The organism is Mesorhizobium sp. CA10 (genome assembly GCF_020165285.1).
In the GTDB taxonomy this organism is placed as follows: Bacteria; Pseudomonadota; Alphaproteobacteria; order Rhizobiales; family Rhizobiaceae; genus Mesorhizobium.
Genome location: NZ_JAIUHV010000010.1, coordinates 154,722 through 171,435 on the forward strand (window position 1 = coordinate 154,722; position 16,714 = coordinate 171,435).

The following is a 16,714-nucleotide window of genomic DNA, read 5'->3' on the forward strand; positions in this document are numbered from 1 at the left end:
GCGTGGAATGAAGAGATGGGGCGGAGGGATGAACCATGCTGAAGCTGCATGAAAAGTCCGGCGAAGACACCGTGGCGCTGATGGCCGATATCGGCCGTCGCGCTCGCGCCGCCGCCCAACCGTTGGCCGTCGCTTCCACCAGGGCCAAGAACGATGCGCTGGTTGCCATGGCCGAAGCCATCCTGCGCAACGAGCAGGCCATTCTCGACGCCAACGCCATCGATACGTCGAATGGCGAGGAGGCCGGCTTGTCGGGTTCGTTCATGGACCGGCTGAAGCTCAATCCCGCGCGCATCAAGGCGATGGCCGACGGCATTCGCGAGATCGCCGCGCTCAAGGATCCGGTCGGCGAAACCATTGCGGCCTGGGACCGGCCGAATGGGCTCCGCATCGAACGCGTGCGCACGCCGCTCGGCGTCATCGGCGTCATCTATGAGAGCCGCCCGAATGTGACGGCGGACGCCGGCGCGCTCTGCCTAAAGGCCGGCAATCCGGTGATCCTGCGCGGCGGTTCGGACTCGATCAATTCTTCGGCCGCGATCCATGCCTGCATGCTCGAAGGGCTGAAGGCCGCCGGCCTGCCGCAGGTCGCCATCCAACTGGTGCCGACCACCGACCGCGCCGCCGTCGGCGAGATGCTGAAAGGTCTCGGCGGCAATCTCGATGTCATCATCCCGCGCGGCGGCAAAAGCCTGGTCGGACGCGTGCAGACCGAGGCGCGCGTGCCGGTCTTCGCGCATCTGGAAGGCATCTGCCATCTCTATGTCGACCGCTCAGCCAAGCTCGACATGGCGGTCAATATCGCCGTCAACGCCAAGATGCGGCGCACAGGCGTGTGCGGCGCGGCCGAGACCTTGCTGGTCGACCGCGCGGTGGCCGCCACGCATCTGGTGCCGATCCTGGAAGCGCTGCACGCCGCCGGCTGCGAGATCCATGCCGATGCCGAGGTGATGGAAGCCTTCGCCGACGCCAGCCCGGCGACCGATGCCGACTGGGTGACGGAATATCTCGACGCCGTCATCGCGGTGAAGCTGGTCGACGGCGTCGCCGGCGCGATCGAGCATATCGAGACGTTTTCCTCGCACCACACCGAGGCGATCGTCGCCGAGGATACGGCTGCGGCTGAGCGCTTTTTCAACGAGATCGATTCGGCGATCCTCTTGCACAATGCTTCGACGCAGTTCGCCGATGGCGGCGAGTTCGGCATGGGCGCCGAGATCGGCATCGCCACCGGCAAGATGCATGCACGCGGACCGGTCGGTGTCGAGCAGCTCACCTCGTTCAAATACCGCGTGCGCGGGTCTGGACAGGTGAGGCCTTGACGCTTGCCGCTAGAGTGTGAGCCTTTGCGCCAAGGCCCCCCCCTCTGGCCTGCCGGCCACCTCCCCCTCAAGGGGGGAAATTGGCTGGCATTTAGGGCTTCGCCAATCGCCCACGCTGCAAGATTTGCCTCTGCGCACGAGCTGCTAATCTCCCCCCTTGAGGGGGAGATGCCCGGCAGGGCAGAGGGGGGCGCCTAGCACCATGCTTTCCCAAGCTGAGCAGCCAGTCCCCGCCCGCTACCTTCGCATGCCGCATGCCGCCAGAGGGCTGACGGTGGGTCTGTTCGGCGGCTCGTTCAATCCGCCGCATGCCGGTCATGCGCTGGTCGCCGAGATCGCGTTGAGAAGGCTCGCGCTCGACCAGCTTTGGTGGATGGTGACGCCCGGCAATCCGCTGAAAAGCGCGCGCGAACTGGCGCCGCTCGCCGAGCGTGTCGAGCTGTCCGAAAAGATCGCCAGGAACCCGAAGATCAAGGTAACCGCCTTCGAGGCGGCGCAGCATGCGCGCTACACCGCCGACACGCTTGCCCTGGTCAAGGCGCGCAACCCGGGCGTGGATTTCGTCTGGATCATGGGCGCGGATAGTTTGCGCGACTTCCACCGCTGGCAGCGCTGGCGCGAGATCGTGCTGACCTTCCCGATCGCGGTCATCGATCGTCCGGGCGCCACGCTCTCCTTCCTATCGTCGGTCGTCGCCAAAACCTTCGACTATGCCCGTATCGACGAGGGCGACGCGCCGCTGCTTGCCCGCATGCCGGCGCCGGCCTGGACCTTCATCCACGGTCCGCGCTCCTCGCTCTCCTCCACCGCGCTCCGCAAGGCGGCGGAGGGGTAGAAGAGCTCCCCCTTCTCCCCTTGTGGGAGAAGGTGTCGCCGAAGGCGACGGATGAGGGGTGTTCCAGCTTGGCGAATGCGCTCACTAAAGCCGCAATCGCAAGCGTCTCACTCCACTGGAACACCCCTCATCCGTCTTGCCGCTTCGCGGCAATCCACCTTCCCCCACAAAGGGGGAAGGGAAAGCGCGCCATGTCGCTTTTACGGCGGCTTTTTTCCTGTCCGTAGACCAAGCTGTGCGGACATGTTGAAGCAGAACCCCACCACAACCGAACCCGCCCGTGCCGTGCAATCGGCGCCGCTTATTGCCATTGCCAGCGTCATCGTGTCGATGGCGCTGATCGCGATCGGCAATGGGCTGATGTTCGCCTACATCCCGGTGCGTCTCGGCGCCGACGGGTTCGACCCGACCTGGGCCGGGCTGATCGTCACAGGGCTTTCGGCCGGCGGGCTGGCCGGCTGCATCCTGACCGGGCCGCTCGTCAAGCGAGTGGGTCACGCCCGCGCCTTCATGGTGCTTTCGGCGCTGATCGCGCTTTCCAATGCCGCGATCGGAGCCGGGCCGATACCGCTTCTATGGATCGCCGCGCGGGCGCTTTACGGCTTCGCCATCTGCGGGCTGTTCATCGTCGCGCAGAGCTGGCTGAACGATGCCTTGCCGAATTCGATTCGCGGCCGGGTGATGGCGGTGTTCTATGTCGCCTATATAGGCGGGCTCGGCGTGGGTTATGCGACGCTCGCCGCGATCGACATCCACACGGCCGCGGCGGCGCTGATCGGCATCACCTTCACGGCGCTCTCCATCCTGCCGGTCGGCATGACGCGGCTGGCGCAGCCGCCGGCGCCGCAGGCCGCATCGGTGGCGTTGCGCCGCGCCTGGCGCATCTCGCCGGTCGGTGTCGCAGGCATGCTCGCCGTCGGCGGGCTGTCGATGATCGTCTCCGGCTTCGCGCCGATCCATGCCACCGCCAAGGGCTACAGCCAGGCCGACGTCGCGCTGCTGTTGTCGGCGATGCCGGTCGGCACGCTGATCCTGCAGATTCCGCTCGGCTGGATGTCCGACCGCACCGATCGGCGCTACGTGCTGGCGGGCGCGGCGGCGCTCGCGGCGATCGCCAGCGTGCTTGCCATCGTCTTCGACGGCGGCGCGCTGATGGCGCTGGTGGTGATCTATCTCATCTGGGACGGAGCGTCGGAATCGATCTACGCGCTCTCCAGCGCGCATGCCGCCGACCGCGCCGGCAAGGACGAGCTTCTGGCGCTGTCGAGCTCGATGCTGTTCGCCTGGTCGCTGGCCGGCTTCATCGTGCCCGGCATCGTGACGGCGCTTTCCGCCGTCTTCGGCACCGCGACCTTCATCTATGTCGGCATCGTCATCGCCTCGGCCTTCTGCCTGTTCGTGCTGTGGCGCGTGATGGCCGGCCGGCCGACACCTGCGGCCACAAGCGGCAGTTTCGCGCCAATGTCGGCGCAGACGCCCCTGCCGGTGGAGCTAGCCTTCGCGCAGGATGAGTCGGTCACTTCCAAGTGAAGAACCGGCACTGAAGAACCGGTGAGACTATTGCTTGCGCGCCTCCGGCGCCGGCATTTCCGGAGGCGGCAGCGGGATCGAGATGCCCTCGGTATCGAAAGCCTGCTTGGCGCGCTTGGTCATGTCGATCTGGGTCGAGAAATAGTCGGCGGCCGACGTCCAGTAGCGCAAGGCGAGTGAAACGGTGGTGTCGCCGAGACTGGCCACGAAGGCGATCGGCGCCGGTTCGCGCCGGATGCGCTTTTCGGCGGCGGCGATGGCAAGCAGCGTCTTTTGCGCGCGGTCGATGTCGTTCCACGAGCCGATGCTCAAGGTGACGTCGGTGCGCCGCACGCCGTTGCGGGTGAAATTGCGCACCGGCTGGTTCCACAGCGTCGAGTTGGGCGCCATCACATAGACACCGTCGACGGAGCGCAGCTTGGTGGCGAAGAGACCGATCTCCTCGATGGTGCCGGCAATCGCGCCGACCTCGACATATTCGCCGATGCGGAAGGGCCTGAGCGCCAGAAGCATGATGCCGGCGGCGATGTTCTGCAGCGTGCCTTGCAGCGCCAGCCCGATGGCCAGGCCGGCAGCGCCTATTGCCGCAATGATGGAGGCGGTCTGCACGCCGAATTGGCCGAGCACCATGATGACGACAAGGATCAGGATGGCGTAACGCACGACCTGCGAGAAGAAATGCCGCAAGGTCTCATCGAAGCCGTGGATGTGGCCGAGGCCGGCATAGATCGAGCGCTCGGCAAGCCCGGCCACGAGATATCCGACAACCAGGAGGATGACGGCGCCGACAGCCGAGAAGGAATAGGAGACGATCAGCGTGCTCAGCTGCGCAAGCCCGGCCTGGATGGTGATGAGGGCGCTTTGCGGGTCGGTGGGCATGGCGGGTATCCCGTTGGTCAATGCGCCGATAACCCGTGCGTCTGGCATCGGTTCCCGCCTTTTGCGGCTTGGCGGAGCGCCTCCTCAACATCGCGCGGACATCACGCTTCGAAGGCGCCCGTCTTGAAACTGCAACGGAACTCTGCCTATCTAAGTGGTGTCACCTGATTTGCCTGGTGATTTGGTTGTTCTTGTTGGGAAAGGAAACACACTGAGAACAGCACTGCGGAAGAAGGCTGACATCATGCCTTCGCCGGCAGGGATCAGCGGAAACGACGCCGCGTCCCTCGCCATCGACACAATCCTTGCCAGTCTGGAAGACTCCAAGGCCGAAAACATCGTCTCAATCGACATCCAGGGAAAATCGAGCCTCGGCGACTATATGGTCATCGCCTCGGGCCGATCGCACCGTCATGTCTCGGCTGTCGCCGATCATCTCCTCAAGGCGCTGAAGGATGCCGGCCTCGGCAATGCGCGCGTCGAGGGGCTGGCCAGCGCCGACTGGGTCCTGATCGATTCGGGCGACATCATCGTCCACGTCTTCCGCCCCGAAGTCCGCGAATTCTACAATCTCGAAAAGATGTGGCAGGCGCCGGATCTCGAGGAAGAGACCTTGCACTGAGCCTTGATCCGCGTGCCGTGAACCGTCACGGTGCGCGTTAGGACAAGCTCGCCGGGGCGAGGATGAAGATCACCGTTCATGCCGTGGGCCGGATGAAGACCGGCCCCGAGAGAGAACTCGCCGACCGCTATTTCGAGCGCTTCGCCAAGGGCGGGCCCGCGGTCGGGCTGGAGTTTGCCGGCATTGTCGAAATCCCCGAGAGCCGTGGACAGAGCGCCGACGAGCGCCGCCGCGAGGAAGCCCAGAAGCTGCAGGCGCAATTGCAGTCCGGCACCGTTCTCATCCTGCTCGACGAACGCGGCAAGTCTCTTTCCTCGGAAGACCTGGCCGCCCGCATCGGCCAGTTGCGCGACGGCGGCCGCAAGGCGCTGGTCGTCGCGATCGGCGGTGCCGACGGCCATGCCAGATCCCTGCGCGAGCAGGCCGACCTGGTGCTATGCTTCGGCGCGCTGACCTGGCCGCACCAGCTGGTTCGCGTCATGTTGGGCGAGCAGCTTTACCGGATAGCGACGATCCTGGCGGGTCATCCGTATCATCGATCGTGATACGGCTCGACGGTCAAGAAGCTGGGGATTGCCGGCCCACGCCAGGATTTCTGCCTCAATCGCGCGGCAACGGGTATTCTGTTTTACGCAATCCCGGACGGAAACCGTTACGCACTTTTCCTGGAATTGCTCTGAGCGGCGCTTCCAACATGGTTGATGGTTCGTTAACGAAGCGGCGGATAGGTTAGAGGCCTGATGTCTGAAGGCTGGTACCCGATTACGCGCGCCTGGCGCGTCCGCTGCGGCTTGACCCTTGTCGCCGCCCTGGTCGCGCTCGGTCCGGTCCAGGCGGCCGAAAATTCGCTCGACCTTGCGCCCGACCCGGATCAGAGCCGGGCCGAATACGAGCAGGTTTCCAAGGAGATCACGCTCTCGTCGGAGCGGCTGGGCAAGCTCGCCGCAGACATCGCTTCGGTGCGCAAGGACTATGCTTCGATCACCGCGGCGCTCATCCAGTCGGCGATGACGGAGCAGAAGCTCGGTCAGGACATCGAGGACATCGGCGCCAAGCTCGAAGGGCTGAAGGCCGAGCAAAATAAGCTGCGCGCCTCGCTTATGGCGCGGCGCGACGTGCTGGCCGAAGTGCTCGGCGCATTGCAGCGCATGGGGCTCAATCCGCCGCCGGCGATCCTGGTCAAGCCCGAGGATGCGCTGTCGTCGGTGCGCAGCGCCATCCTGCTCGGCGCCGTGGTGCCGGAACTGCGCCAGCAGACCGACCGGCTGATGGCCGATCTCAAGGAGCAGACGCGTGTGACGGCCTCGATCGAGGCCGAGCGGGCCAGGCTCGCCACCGCCGTCACCGACCAGACGGCGGAGAAGAAGCGGCTCACCATGCTGCTCGAGGCCAAGAAGAAGCTGCAGGCCGACACCCAGGCCGCAATGGCGGCAGAGCAGCAGCATTCGCAGCAGCTGGCGGCGAAGGCGAGCAGCCTCAAGGACCTGATCGCCTCGCTGGAGGCCGACAAGGCGCGCAAGGCGCAGGACCAGGCCAAGGCGGGCGAGCGCAAATCGGCGGACAACGACACCACGGCCTCGACCACCGAGCTCGCTGCGCTGCCGGTGCCGGAAGCGAACCGTCTCACGGGATCGGCGCCGTTTTCGGCATTGCAAGGCCAGATCGCGCTGCCTGTCATCGGCAAGATCAAACTGCGTTTCGGCGCCGACGACGGCAATGGCGCGGCGATGCAAGGCGACATGGTTGCGACACAATCGGGAGCCATCGTCACCGCGCCGGCGGATGGAAACGTGCTTTATGCGGGGCCGTTTCGCTCCTATGGTCAACTCTTGATCCTCAACGCAGGCGACGGGTATCATGTCGTTCTGGCGGGGATGAGCAGAATCAGCGTCGCGACCGGACAGTCGGTGCTCGCAGGAGAGCCGATCGGCGCGATGGGAGAGGCCCGGGTGGCAAGCACCTCGGCCTCGCGAAATGGAAATGCGGCGCTGGAACTCTATGTTGAGTTCCGCAAGGATGGAAAACCCGTCGATCCGGCCCCATGGTGGGCGGACCGATTTTCTGGAAGGACGTGAAATGATGCGGAAACTGTCGCTTCTGTTTGCCGGCGCGCTGATGGGCGCATCGGCAATGAGCCTGGTCTACGGCGCACCGGGTTCGGCGGCGAATGCTGCGGGTTCGGAAACCTACAAGCAGCTGGCGATCTTCGGCGACATCTTCGAACGCGTGCGCGCGAATTACGTGACGCCGCCGGACGACAAGTCGCTGGTCGAGAACGCCATCAACGGCATGTTGTCCTCGCTCGACCCGCACTCCTCCTACATGAATGCCGAGCAGGCGCAGGACATGCGCGTGCAGACAAAGGGCGAGTTCGGCGGCCTCGGCATCGAGGTCACCATGGAAAACGACCTCGTCAAGGTGATCACGCCGATCGACGACACGCCGGCCGCCAAGGCTGGCGTGCTTTCCGGCGATTACATCGCCAAGATCGACGGCGAGGAGGTTCGCGGCCTCACCCTCAACGACGCGGTCGAGAAGATGCGCGGGCCGGTCAACACGCCGATCAAGCTCACCATCCTGCGCCAGGGCGCCGACAAGCCGATCGAGCTGACGGTGGTGCGCGACATCATCAAGGTCAAGGCGGTGAAGTACCGGGTCGAGAACGACATCGGCTACATGAAGATCACTTCCTTCACCGAGAAGACCTATGACGATCTCGAGAACGCCATCGAGAACATCAAGAAGCAGGTGCCGAACGAAAAGCTGAAGGGCTATGTGCTCGATCTGCGCCTCAATCCGGGCGGCCTGCTCGACCAGGCGGTCAGCGTGTCGGACGCCTTCCTCAAGCGCGGCGAGATCGTCTCGACGCGCGGCCGCGATCCGAAGGACGTCACCCGCTTCGACGCCAAGCCGAAGCAGGTCGACGACATCAACGGCAAGCCGATGATCGTGCTGGTCAATGGCGGCTCGGCGAGCGCCTCGGAAATCGTCGCCGGCGCGCTGCAGGACCTGCGCCGCGTCACGGTGGTCGGCACGCAGTCCTTCGGCAAGGGCTCGGTGCAGACCATCATCCCGCTCGGCGAGAACGGCGCGCTCAGGCTGACGACGGCGCTCTATTACACGCCGTCGGGCAAGTCGATCCAGGGCAAGGGCATCACGCCAGACATCAAGGTCGACCAGCCGTTGCCGCCGGATCTGCAGGGCCGCGACCTGACCCGCGGCGAATCCGACCTCAAGGGCCACATCAAGGGCGCCGACGAGAGCTCCACCGGCTCGGGCTCGGCCGCCTATGTGCCGCCGGACCCGAAGAACGACCTGCAGCTGATCTATGCCGAGCAGCTTCTGCGCGGCGAAAAGACCGATCCGTCGTTCCCGCCGAACCCGGACAAGGCCGTGCTGAACCAGTAATGCGGTCCGGCTCTGGCCGGCTGCGCGAAGCAATGCAATGCTGCCGGGGCCGCGAGGTTCCGGCAGTTTGATTCGGGGACCGCGGTCGGGGCGCCACGCGTCTGGATATCGCGCCGGCGATTGCGAAGTTCACGCGAGATGTCACGAAAAACGTGACCCTGGCGTGCTTCCGGGGAAACACGACTTGGCTGAGATCGGCAAGGACATCGAACGCCCGCTCGGACAGACCATCCGGCCTCAGCGCAAGGCCTCGCGCGGCATCGGCTCCGGCTCGCTCATCGCGGTGCTGGCCGCGCTTGGCATGATCGGTGTTTCCGGCGCTATCGCGCTGCGTGAAAGGCCGTTCCGCAAGCCGGAAGAAGTGGCCGTGTCGACGCCGAAGGTCACGGCTGAGCCTGCTCCTGCGGCGGCAGCGGCGCCCGCGCCGGCTCCGGTTTCGGCTGCGCCGCAGGCCAGCACGCCGATGAAGAGCGGCGGGCCGCAGATCATCCACGTCCAGACCGAAGAGGGCGACGGCCCGCCGAAGGCGGCGATCGTCATCCGCGATCCCTCGACGCTCGGCCAGAATCTCAAGGTCGCCCATATCCCGGACAGGGCGCTGATCGAGGCCAGCGACACCGGTCCGCTGCCGATGCGCTCCGCCGACGGCCGGCGGCCCTTCGACGTCTATGCGCGGCCTTGGTCAGGCGCGCGCGGGGCGCGGGTGGCGATCGTCATCGGCGGGCTTGCCGTCTCGCAGACCGGCACGCAGGCAGCGATCGCCAAGCTGCCGGCCGAAGTGACGTTGGCCTTCGCGCCGCAAGGCAACAGTATCGGCCGCTGGATGCAGACGGCAAGGCAAAGCGGGCATGAGATCATCATGCAGGTGCCGCTCGAGCCGTTCGATTATCCCAACGTCAATCCCGGCCGCAACACGCTGACTGTCGCGGCCAGCCCGGACGAGAACCTGAAGAGCCTGCACTGGGCCCTGTCGCGCACGACCAACTATACCGGGGTCATGAACTATATGGGCGCGCGCTTCTCGGCCGACGCCGCGGCGATGGAGCCGTTCATGGCCGAGCTCGGCAAGCGGGGGCTTGCCTATATCGACGACGGCTCGTCATCGCGCAGTGTGGCGCCTGACCTGGCGTTGAAGGATGGCGTGCCATTCGTAGCCGGTGACATGGCGATCGATGCCGTCCAGGATCGCGGCGAAATCCTCAAGAAGTTGGACAGCCTGGAAGCGACGGCGCGGGCCAAGGGCAGCGCCGTCGGCATCGGTTCGGCCTTCGATATCACCGTCGATACGGTCACGTCGTGGATTGCCGAAGCGAAGAAGCGCGGCATAGAGATCGTGCCGATCTCGGCGGTGGCGATCGATCCGCAAAAAGGCTAGCTGGGTGAATGGTCAGTGGTGAATAGTGAATAGTGAATAGTGATTAGTAAGTAGTAAGTAGTAGAAGATTTTCAGTGCCGCGCCACGGTGTTTGGTGCCGTCACCATTCACCATTCACCATTCACCATTCACCATTCACCATTCACCATTCACTACTCACTACTCTACTCACACGGAACGCTGCCCCCATGGCCAAGACGATCGATCCCGAAACGCTGCCTTACCGTCCGTGCGTCGGGCTGATGATCCTCAACAAAGCAGGTCTGGTCTGGGTTGGGCACCGCATCGCCGAACCGGACAGCGAGTTTGCCGGCACGACGCAGCTTTGGCAGATGCCGCAGGGCGGCATCGACAAGGGCGAAGAGCCGATCGAGGCCGCCGGGCGCGAGCTCTACGAGGAGACCGGCATGCGCAGCGTGTCGCTGCTGGCCGAGGCGCCGCGCTGGATCAATTACGACCTGCCGGAGCATCTGGTCGGCGTCGCCTTCAAGGGCCGCTATCGCGGCCAGACGCAGAAATGGTTCGCCTACCGCTTCGATGGCGACGAAGGCGAGATCGAGATCAATCCGCCTCCCGGTGGCCATAAGGCCGAGTTCGATGAATGGGCCTGGCGGCCGATGCGGGAGCTGCCCGACCTGATCGTGCCATTCAAGCGCAAGGTCTATGAGCAGGTGGTGGCGGCGTTCCAGCATCTCGTCCCTTGAGCGGCCGCCATCTGTCCCGGTTGTCGCGGCCGCCCCATGGCCGTATTGATTGCCGATGCAATGAGCGGGGGTCGCCATGAGCGACGACACCGGACGCGGGTTTCCGGAACATGATGCAAGCAGTGGTTCGACCGTGAGCGAGGCGGCCGCCGGCGCGATCCTGACGATCGACCTCGGCGCCATCCGGGAAAACTACCGCCGGCTGAAGGCGCGGCTGAGCGGCGTCCGCTGCGCCGGCGTGCTCAAGGCCGACGGCTACGGACTTGGCGCCGCGCAAGTGGCCTCGGCGCTGGCGAAAGAGGGCTGCGACATCTTCTTCGTCGCGCTGCTCGGCGAAGGTATCGCGCTGCGCAAGGCGATCGGCCCGAGGCCGGACATCTTCGTGCTGAACGGGCTGCCTCCGGGTTCTGAACCGGAAGCCGCGGCGGCCGGGCTTTGGCCGGTCATCAACAGCGCCATGCAGCTTAAGGCCTGGCGCGAGACCGCGCGAGGCATGGGCCAAAGCCTTGCCGCCGCCATCCAGGTCGACAGCGGCATGGCAAGGCTCGGCATGGCGCCGGCGGAAGTCGAGGCGGTCGCGGGGGAGACCGGCGCCTTCGATGGCGTCGACATTCGTTTTGTCATGAGCCATCTCGCCCGCGCCGACGAGCCGCAACAGGCGGCGAACGAGAGGCAGCGGCACGAATTCGAAAGGCTGCGCAGGATGCTGCCCGCGGCGCCCGCCTCCTTGGCCAACTCGTCCGGCATCTTTCTCGGACCGGCCTATCACTACGACCTTGCCCGTCCGGGGGCGGCGCTCTACGGCGTCAACCCGACGCCCACCGCGCCCAATCCGATGCTGCCGGTCATACGGCTGCAAGCCAAGGTGGCGCAGACGCGGCAGGTCGACGCCGGCGCCGGTATCGGCTACGGCCATACCCGCCATGCGGACGGGCTGCTCGATCTCGCGACCATTTCGCTGGGCTACGGCGACGGCTGGCACCGTCGCGCCGCTTCGGCCGCCTGGTTCGAGGGCGTGCGACTGCCCTTCGTCGGGCGCGTGTCGATGGACTCGATCATCCTCGACATTTCGGGGCTTCCGGCAGGTCGGCTCGGCGAAGGTGACCTCGTCGAGCTCATCGGTCCGTCGCAAAGCGTCGACGATGCGGCCGGCCATGCCGGCACCATCGGCTATGAGATATTGACCAGCTTGGGCACGCGCTTTCACCGCTGTTACATCGGCGGATAACGCAGCCCTTGGCGGGTGCCGCAAAATCCGGCAGACAGGGAATGGCCATGCCTCGGGCGGCATGATCGGCCTTTGAGGGAGCCTTGAATGAAAGTCATCGTGCTGGGCGGCGGCGTGATAGGGGTCACCACCGCCTACTTCCTCGCCGAGGCCGGTCATGAAGTGACCGTCTACGATCGCCAGCCGGGGCCGGCGCTCGAAACCAGCTTCGCCAATGCCGGCGAAGTATCGCCGGGCTATGCCTCGCCTTGGGCCGGGCCCGGTATCCCGGTCAAAGCCGTCAAATGGCTGTTGATGAAGTACGGTCCGCTGGTCGTGCGGCCGGCCTTCGACCCGAACATGTGGACGTGGCTCCTCAAGATGCTGCGCAACTGCACGGCCGAGCGCTACGCGCTCAACAAATCGCGCATGGTGCCGCTTGCCGAATACAGCCGCGACACGCTGAAGGCGCTGCGCGAGGCGACCGGCATCACTTACGACGAACGGACCAAAGGCACGCTGCAGCTGTTCCGCAAGCAAAAGCAGCTCGACGGCACCGGCGGCGACGTCGAGGTGCTGAAGAAATACGGTGTGCCTTACGAGATCCTCGACCGCGACGGCTGTATCGCCGCCGAGCCGGCCCTCGCGGCGGTGCGCGAGAAATTCGTCGGCGGCCTCAGGCTTCCGGGCGACGAGACCGGCGACTGCAAGATGTTCACCGACAAGCTCGCGGAACTTTGCGTGGCGCGCGGCGTGACCTTCGAATATGGCTCGACCATCCGGCGCATCGTCAGGAACCGCAATCGCCTCACCAACGTCCTCACGGAGGGCGGATGGAAATCCGCGGACGCCTTCGTGATGGCGATGGGCAGCTATTCGGCGCAGTTCATGCGCTCGCTGGGGCGGCCCATACCGGTCTATCCGGTCAAGGGCTATTCGATCACCGTGCCGATCGACAATGTCGAGGCCGCGCCTGTGTCGACCGTCATGGACGAAACCTACAAGGTGGCGATCACCAGGCTCGGCGACCGCATCCGGGTCGGCGGCACGGCGGAGATTTCGGGCTATGACCTTCGCCTGCAGGAATCGCGCCGCCGCACGCTCGAACACTCGGTCGGCGATCTCTTCCCCGGCGGCGGCGACCTCAAGGCGGCGAGCTTCTGGTGCGGCTTGCGGCCGATGACGCCGGATGGACCGCCCTTGATCGGGCAAAGCGAGGTTGCCAACCTCTATCTCAACACCGGCCACGGCACGCTCGGCTGGACCATGGCCTGCGGCTCGGCCAAGGTGCTGGCCGACATCATGTCGAACCGGGTGCCGGAGATCAACGCGCGCGACCTCAGCCCGGAGCGGTATCTCAAACCTATCTGAGGGGCTTTGCAGTTGCTTCGGCGGGCTCGGCTCAGAACGCCTCCCTGACCCAGCTGTCGCTGAACAGCAGCCGGTAGAGCCTGTCGTTGGCAAGGCGGCGGCGACCAACTGCCTGTGATAGGATCGGCCGCAGCGAGGGGACTTCGGATGCGTCTTTTTCTTTTTGCGGCGGCCGCCTGTCTGACCTGCGCCCCGGCGGCGCTGGCAGCGGACAAAACCGTTCACGACAAGGAGCACGGCTTTTCGCTGACCTATCCCGAGCAATGGGCGAGCGAAACCGCCTTTGACAACACCATTCGGCTCAAGATCAAGTCCGGAGAAGGAGGGCTCACCTGCCGCGTGTCGGAAAATGCCTATGATCCGACCGCTCCCGACAATCCGCCCGATGTCAGGGCGTTCATGGAGGAAGACTGGAAGGTGAGCAACTGGCAGACCATGGTCGGCGTCGCCTATCAGTCGGCCGCCTTCCGCCAGGACAGGTTGGCGCATTTTCCGGACGGCTATCCGGTGCGCATAGCCGAGATGGATTTCCACTATGCCGACGAAAATGTCAGCTTCTACGGCCATTCCCGCATCGCGCTGACGCTGCGCAGCTCGCATTACGGCTTCGTCGATTGCGGGGTCGCGGGCGACAACTCCGAAGAGGTAGAGCGGAAATGGGCGCCGCTTGCGGACGAGGCCGAGAAGATCGTGAGTTCCTTCGTGCTCGACGCGGATTAGACAAAAAGGCCGCGCTCGCGTTCCACGGCCTTGGTGATGAAGTTGGCGACCAGCTGCACGCGGCGCAGCGGCCTGACCGATTCATGATAGACCAGCCAATAGGCGCGGCGGATGGGCGCGACGATGTCGACCGGCACCAGCTCCGGCATCGAACGGGCGACGAACGTGTGGAGGATGCCGATGCCCGCGCCGGAGCGCACCGCTTCGGCCTGGCCAAGCGCCGAGGAGATGGCAAAGCTGGTGCGCCATTCGGGGCTGAACTCGGCAGCATAGTCGAGCGAGGGGCTGACGATGAGGTCCGGCACATAGCCGATCAACGTGTGCCGGCCGAGCTCGGCCGGCGCCTTCGGCAGGCCGTTGGCTTCGGCATAGGCGCGGGATGCGAACAGACCGAGCGTATAGTCGACCAGCTTGCCCGCCACCAGCCGCCCTTCGCTCGGCCGCTCGACGGTGATCGCGATATCGGCCTCGCGGCGCGACAGGGAGAAGGAGCGCGGCACCGGCACCAGCTGGATGGTGAGCTCGCGGTGCAGCGCAGTCAGCTCGCCCAGCCGCTTTGCCAGGAAGGCGACGCCAAATCCGTCCGGCGCGCCGATGCGCACCGTGCCCGAAACATCGTCGCCCTCGCCGGCAATGGTCGAGCGCGCGGCGATCATGTCGCTCTCCATGCGCTCGGCTATGTCGAGGAAGCGCTCGCCGGCCGGCGTCAGCTCGCTGCCGGTGGTCAGGCGGCGGAAGAGTTTTGTGCGAAGCGCCTCTTCGAGCGCGGCGATGCGGCGCGAAACGGTGGCGTGGTTGAGCTCAAGGCGTTTCGCCGCACCGAGGATCTGGCCGGCGCGGCCGACTGCAAGGAAGATGCGGACATCATCCCAGTTCATGGGAGTGGTCCGCTCTGTGATTGTCAACGCTGCGTTCCTTCGCGCCCCCCTCTGGCCTGCCGGCCATCTCCCCCTCTAGGGGGGAGATCAGATGTCGCGGCGGATTTCGCCAATAGCCGAAAGCGCTGTCGGTGAAGCTGCTAATCTCCCCCCAAGAGGGTGAGATGTCCGGGAGGACAGAGGGGGGTGTGAAGGGACGCAAGCTTCGGCCTTTTCAGCAGTCCATCATTTGCGGCAATTAATGCACAGTCTGCCACCGTTGTCTATTTTCCGCACAACGGTTGCGTTTTGGCTCGCGTTGCCATCGCCGCCGCAAAGGCGGACAATGCGTCGTCATCAGAACAGGGAGAGAAAAGCATGATCGAATACGGTCATTTCATCGGCGGCAAGCGTGTCGCCGGCACCAGCGGGCGCAAGCAGGATGTGATGCAGCCGATGGACGGCTCCGTGCGCGGCACGGTGGCGCTGGCCTCGCAGGCGGAGCTGCGCGCCGCGGTCGAGAACGCCAAGGCAGCGCAGCCGAAATGGGCGGCCACCAACCCGCAGCGCCGCGTGCGCGTGCTGATGAAATTCCTCGAGCTGGTCGCCCGCGACTATGACGAGCTGGCCGACATCCTAGCGCGCGAGCACGGCAAGACCATCGCCGATGCGCGCGGGGACATCCAACGCGGCCTCGAAGTGGTCGAGGTCTGCATCGGCGCTCCGCACATGATGAAGGGCGAGTTCACCGACGGCGCCGGCCCCGGCATCGACGTCTATTCGATGCGCCAGCCGCTCGGCGTCGTCGCCGGCATCACGCCGTTCAACTTCCCGGCCATGATCCCGCTGTGGAAGATCGCGCCGGCCATCGCCTGCGGCAATGCCTTCATCCTGAAGCCGTCGGAGCGCGATCCGGGCGTGCCGATCCGCATTGCCGAACTGTTCATCGAGGCCGGCCTGCCGGCCGGCATCCTCAACGTCGTCAATGGCGACAAGGAAGTTGTCGACGCCATCCTCGACGATCCGGACATCAAGGCCATCGGCTTCGTCGGCTCGACGCCGATCGCGCACTATATCTATTCGCGCGGCACGGCATCGGGCAAGCGCGTGCAGTGCTTCGGCGGCGCCAAGAACCACATGATCATCATGCCTGACGCCGACATGGACCAGACGGTCGACGCGCTGATCGGCGCCGGCTACGGCTCGGCCGGCGAACGCTGCATGGCGATCTCGGTGGCTGTCCCGGTCGGCAACGACACCGCCAACCGTCTGATGGAAAAGCTGGTGCCGCGCGTGGAAAGCCTCAAGGTCGGCCCCTCGACCGACTCTTCCGCCGATTTCGGTCCGCTGGTGACCGCGCAGGCGCTGGAGCGCGTCAAGGGTTACGTCGATATCGGCGTCAAGGAAGGCGCCAAGCTCGTCGTCGACGGCCGCGGCTTCAAGATGCAGGGCTATGAGAACGGCTACTATATGGGCGGCTGCCTGTTCGACAACGTGACCGCCGACATGCGCATCTACAAGGAAGAGATCTTCGGGCCGGTGCTCTCGGTGGTGCGCGCGCCGCGCTACGAGGACGCCATCAAGCTCGCCAATGACCACGAGATGGGCAACGGCGTCGCCATCTTCACCCGCGACGGCGACGCCGCGCGTGATTTCGCGTCCAGAGTCCAGGTCGGCATGGTGGGCATCAACGTGCCGATCCCGGTTCCGATCGCCTATTACACGTTCGGCGGCTGGAAGGCGTCGTCCTTCGGCGACCTCAACCAGCACGGTCCGGACGCGTTCCGCTTCTATACCAAGACCAAGACGGTCACCTCGCGTTGGCCGTCGGGTATCAAGGACGGCGCCGAGTTTGTCATCCCGACGATGAACTAGCCCGAACGG

Annotated in this window: 15 protein-coding genes; 13 read left to right on the forward strand and 2 right to left on the reverse strand. The window is 65.3% G+C overall.

What is annotated here, in order from left to right; translation table 11 throughout:
• Nucleotides 1-35: 35 nt before the first annotated feature.
• The 3 genes from LB535_RS21015 (at nt 36) to LB535_RS21025 (ending at nt 3,687) form a co-directional block, all read left to right on the forward strand.
• Nucleotides 36-1,322, forward strand: a complete 1,287-nt coding sequence (locus LB535_RS21015) for a glutamate-5-semialdehyde dehydrogenase (protein ID WP_224633551.1) — start codon at nt 36-38, stop codon at nt 1,320-1,322.
• 247 nt (nt 1,323-1,569) lie between these two features.
• Nucleotides 1,570-2,157 (forward strand): nicotinate-nucleotide adenylyltransferase, encoded by a 588-nt coding sequence (locus LB535_RS21020; RefSeq protein ID WP_224633607.1) that lies wholly within the window; start codon nt 1,570-1,572, stop codon nt 2,155-2,157.
• 243 nt (nt 2,158-2,400) lie between these two features.
• Nucleotides 2,401-3,687: an MFS transporter gene (locus LB535_RS21025; RefSeq protein ID WP_224633552.1), complete on the forward strand. Its 1,287-nt coding sequence runs from the start codon at nt 2,401-2,403 to the stop codon at nt 3,685-3,687.
• 27 nt (nt 3,688-3,714) lie between these two features.
• On the opposite strand, the gene LB535_RS21030 is transcribed toward LB535_RS21025, so the two are convergent.
• Nucleotides 3,715-4,566, reverse strand: coding sequence for a mechanosensitive ion channel family protein (locus tag LB535_RS21030; RefSeq protein ID WP_224633608.1), 852 nt, complete (start codon nt 4,564-4,566; stop codon nt 3,715-3,717).
• Nucleotides 4,567-4,810: 244 nt separating this feature from the next.
• Here LB535_RS21030 and rsfS point away from each other — a divergent pair, with 244 nt between their 5' ends.
• The 9 genes from rsfS (at nt 4,811) to LB535_RS21075 (ending at nt 13,973) form a co-directional block, all read left to right on the forward strand.
• Nucleotides 4,811-5,188 (forward strand): ribosome silencing factor, encoded by a 378-nt coding sequence (gene rsfS / locus LB535_RS21035; RefSeq protein ID WP_224633553.1) that lies wholly within the window; start codon nt 4,811-4,813, stop codon nt 5,186-5,188.
• 62 nt (nt 5,189-5,250) lie between these two features.
• Complete coding sequence (gene rlmH, locus LB535_RS21040; RefSeq protein ID WP_224633554.1) at nt 5,251-5,733, forward strand: 23S rRNA (pseudouridine(1915)-N(3))-methyltransferase RlmH; 483 nt, start codon at nt 5,251-5,253, stop codon at nt 5,731-5,733.
• 195 nt (nt 5,734-5,928) lie between these two features.
• A complete protein-coding gene (locus LB535_RS21045; protein ID WP_224633555.1) occupies nt 5,929-7,263 on the forward strand; it encodes a murein hydrolase activator EnvC family protein in 1,335 nt (444 codons plus the stop codon).
• A gap of 1 nt (nt 7,264) precedes the next feature.
• On the forward strand, nt 7,265-8,596 hold the full coding sequence (locus LB535_RS21050) for a S41 family peptidase (protein ID WP_224633556.1): 1,332 nt from the start codon (nt 7,265-7,267) through the stop codon (nt 8,594-8,596).
• Nucleotides 8,597-8,780: 184 nt separating this feature from the next.
• On the forward strand, nt 8,781-9,971 hold the full coding sequence (locus tag LB535_RS21055) for a divergent polysaccharide deacetylase family protein (protein WP_224633557.1): 1,191 nt from the start codon (nt 8,781-8,783) through the stop codon (nt 9,969-9,971).
• Between the two features lie 188 nt (nt 9,972-10,159).
• A complete protein-coding gene (locus tag LB535_RS21060; RefSeq protein WP_224633558.1) occupies nt 10,160-10,675 on the forward strand; it encodes an RNA pyrophosphohydrolase in 516 nt (171 codons plus the stop codon).
• Between the two features lie 76 nt (nt 10,676-10,751).
• Nucleotides 10,752-11,903 carry an alanine racemase gene (alr, locus tag LB535_RS21065; RefSeq protein WP_224633559.1) on the forward strand — a complete coding sequence of 384 codons (1,152 nt, stop codon included), beginning with the start codon at nt 10,752-10,754 and terminating at the stop codon, nt 11,901-11,903.
• A gap of 87 nt (nt 11,904-11,990) precedes the next feature.
• Nucleotides 11,991-13,253, forward strand: a complete 1,263-nt coding sequence (locus tag LB535_RS21070; protein ID WP_095767221.1) for a D-amino acid dehydrogenase — start codon at nt 11,991-11,993, stop codon at nt 13,251-13,253.
• Between the two features lie 147 nt (nt 13,254-13,400).
• Entirely contained in the window at nt 13,401-13,973 is a 573-nt protein-coding gene (locus LB535_RS21075; protein WP_224633560.1) for a hypothetical protein, read from the forward strand.
• Here LB535_RS21075 and LB535_RS21080 read toward each other — a convergent pair.
• Entirely contained in the window at nt 13,970-14,851 is an 882-nt protein-coding gene (locus tag LB535_RS21080) for a LysR family transcriptional regulator (RefSeq protein ID WP_224633561.1), read from the reverse strand. The two genes, LB535_RS21075 and LB535_RS21080, sit on opposite strands and share 4 nt — an antisense overlap.
• 357 nt (nt 14,852-15,208) lie before the next feature.
• On the opposite strand from LB535_RS21080, the gene LB535_RS21085 reads away from it, so the two are divergent.
• Nucleotides 15,209-16,705 carry a CoA-acylating methylmalonate-semialdehyde dehydrogenase gene (locus LB535_RS21085; RefSeq protein ID WP_224546667.1) on the forward strand — a complete coding sequence of 499 codons (1,497 nt, stop codon included), beginning with the start codon at nt 15,209-15,211 and terminating at the stop codon, nt 16,703-16,705.
• The last annotated feature ends 9 nt before the right edge of the window (nt 16,706-16,714 follow it).

Bases quoted from the DNA above. Each gene is read 5' to 3' on its own strand.
- LB535_RS21070 (WP_095767221.1), top strand. From the start codon at position 11,991: ATGAAAGTCATCGTGCTGGGCGGCGGCGTGATAGGGGTCACCACCGCC.
- LB535_RS21050 (WP_224633556.1), top strand. From the start codon at position 7,265: ATGATGCGGAAACTGTCGCTTCTGTTTGCCGGCGCGCTGATGGGCGCA.
- LB535_RS21020 (WP_224633607.1), top strand. From the start codon at position 1,570: ATGCCGCATGCCGCCAGAGGGCTGACGGTGGGTCTGTTCGGCGGCTCG.
- alr (WP_224633559.1), top strand. From the start codon at position 10,752: ATGAGCGACGACACCGGACGCGGGTTTCCGGAACATGATGCAAGCAGT.
- LB535_RS21060 (WP_224633558.1), top strand. From the start codon at position 10,160: ATGGCCAAGACGATCGATCCCGAAACGCTGCCTTACCGTCCGTGCGTC.
- LB535_RS21075 (WP_224633560.1), top strand. From the start codon at position 13,401: ATGCGTCTTTTTCTTTTTGCGGCGGCCGCCTGTCTGACCTGCGCCCCG.
- LB535_RS21080 (WP_224633561.1), bottom strand. From the start codon at position 14,851: ATGAACTGGGATGATGTCCGCATCTTCCTTGCAGTCGGCCGCGCCGGC.
- LB535_RS21030 (WP_224633608.1), bottom strand. From the start codon at position 4,566: ATGCCCACCGACCCGCAAAGCGCCCTCATCACCATCCAGGCCGGGCTT.
- LB535_RS21085 (WP_224546667.1), top strand. From the start codon at position 15,209: ATGATCGAATACGGTCATTTCATCGGCGGCAAGCGTGTCGCCGGCACC.
- LB535_RS21045 (WP_224633555.1), top strand. From the start codon at position 5,929: ATGTCTGAAGGCTGGTACCCGATTACGCGCGCCTGGCGCGTCCGCTGC.
- LB535_RS21025 (WP_224633552.1), top strand. From the start codon at position 2,401: ATGTTGAAGCAGAACCCCACCACAACCGAACCCGCCCGTGCCGTGCAA.
- rlmH (WP_224633554.1), top strand. From the start codon at position 5,251: ATGAAGATCACCGTTCATGCCGTGGGCCGGATGAAGACCGGCCCCGAG.
- rsfS (WP_224633553.1), top strand. From the start codon at position 4,811: ATGCCTTCGCCGGCAGGGATCAGCGGAAACGACGCCGCGTCCCTCGCC.
- LB535_RS21015 (WP_224633551.1), top strand. From the start codon at position 36: ATGCTGAAGCTGCATGAAAAGTCCGGCGAAGACACCGTGGCGCTGATG.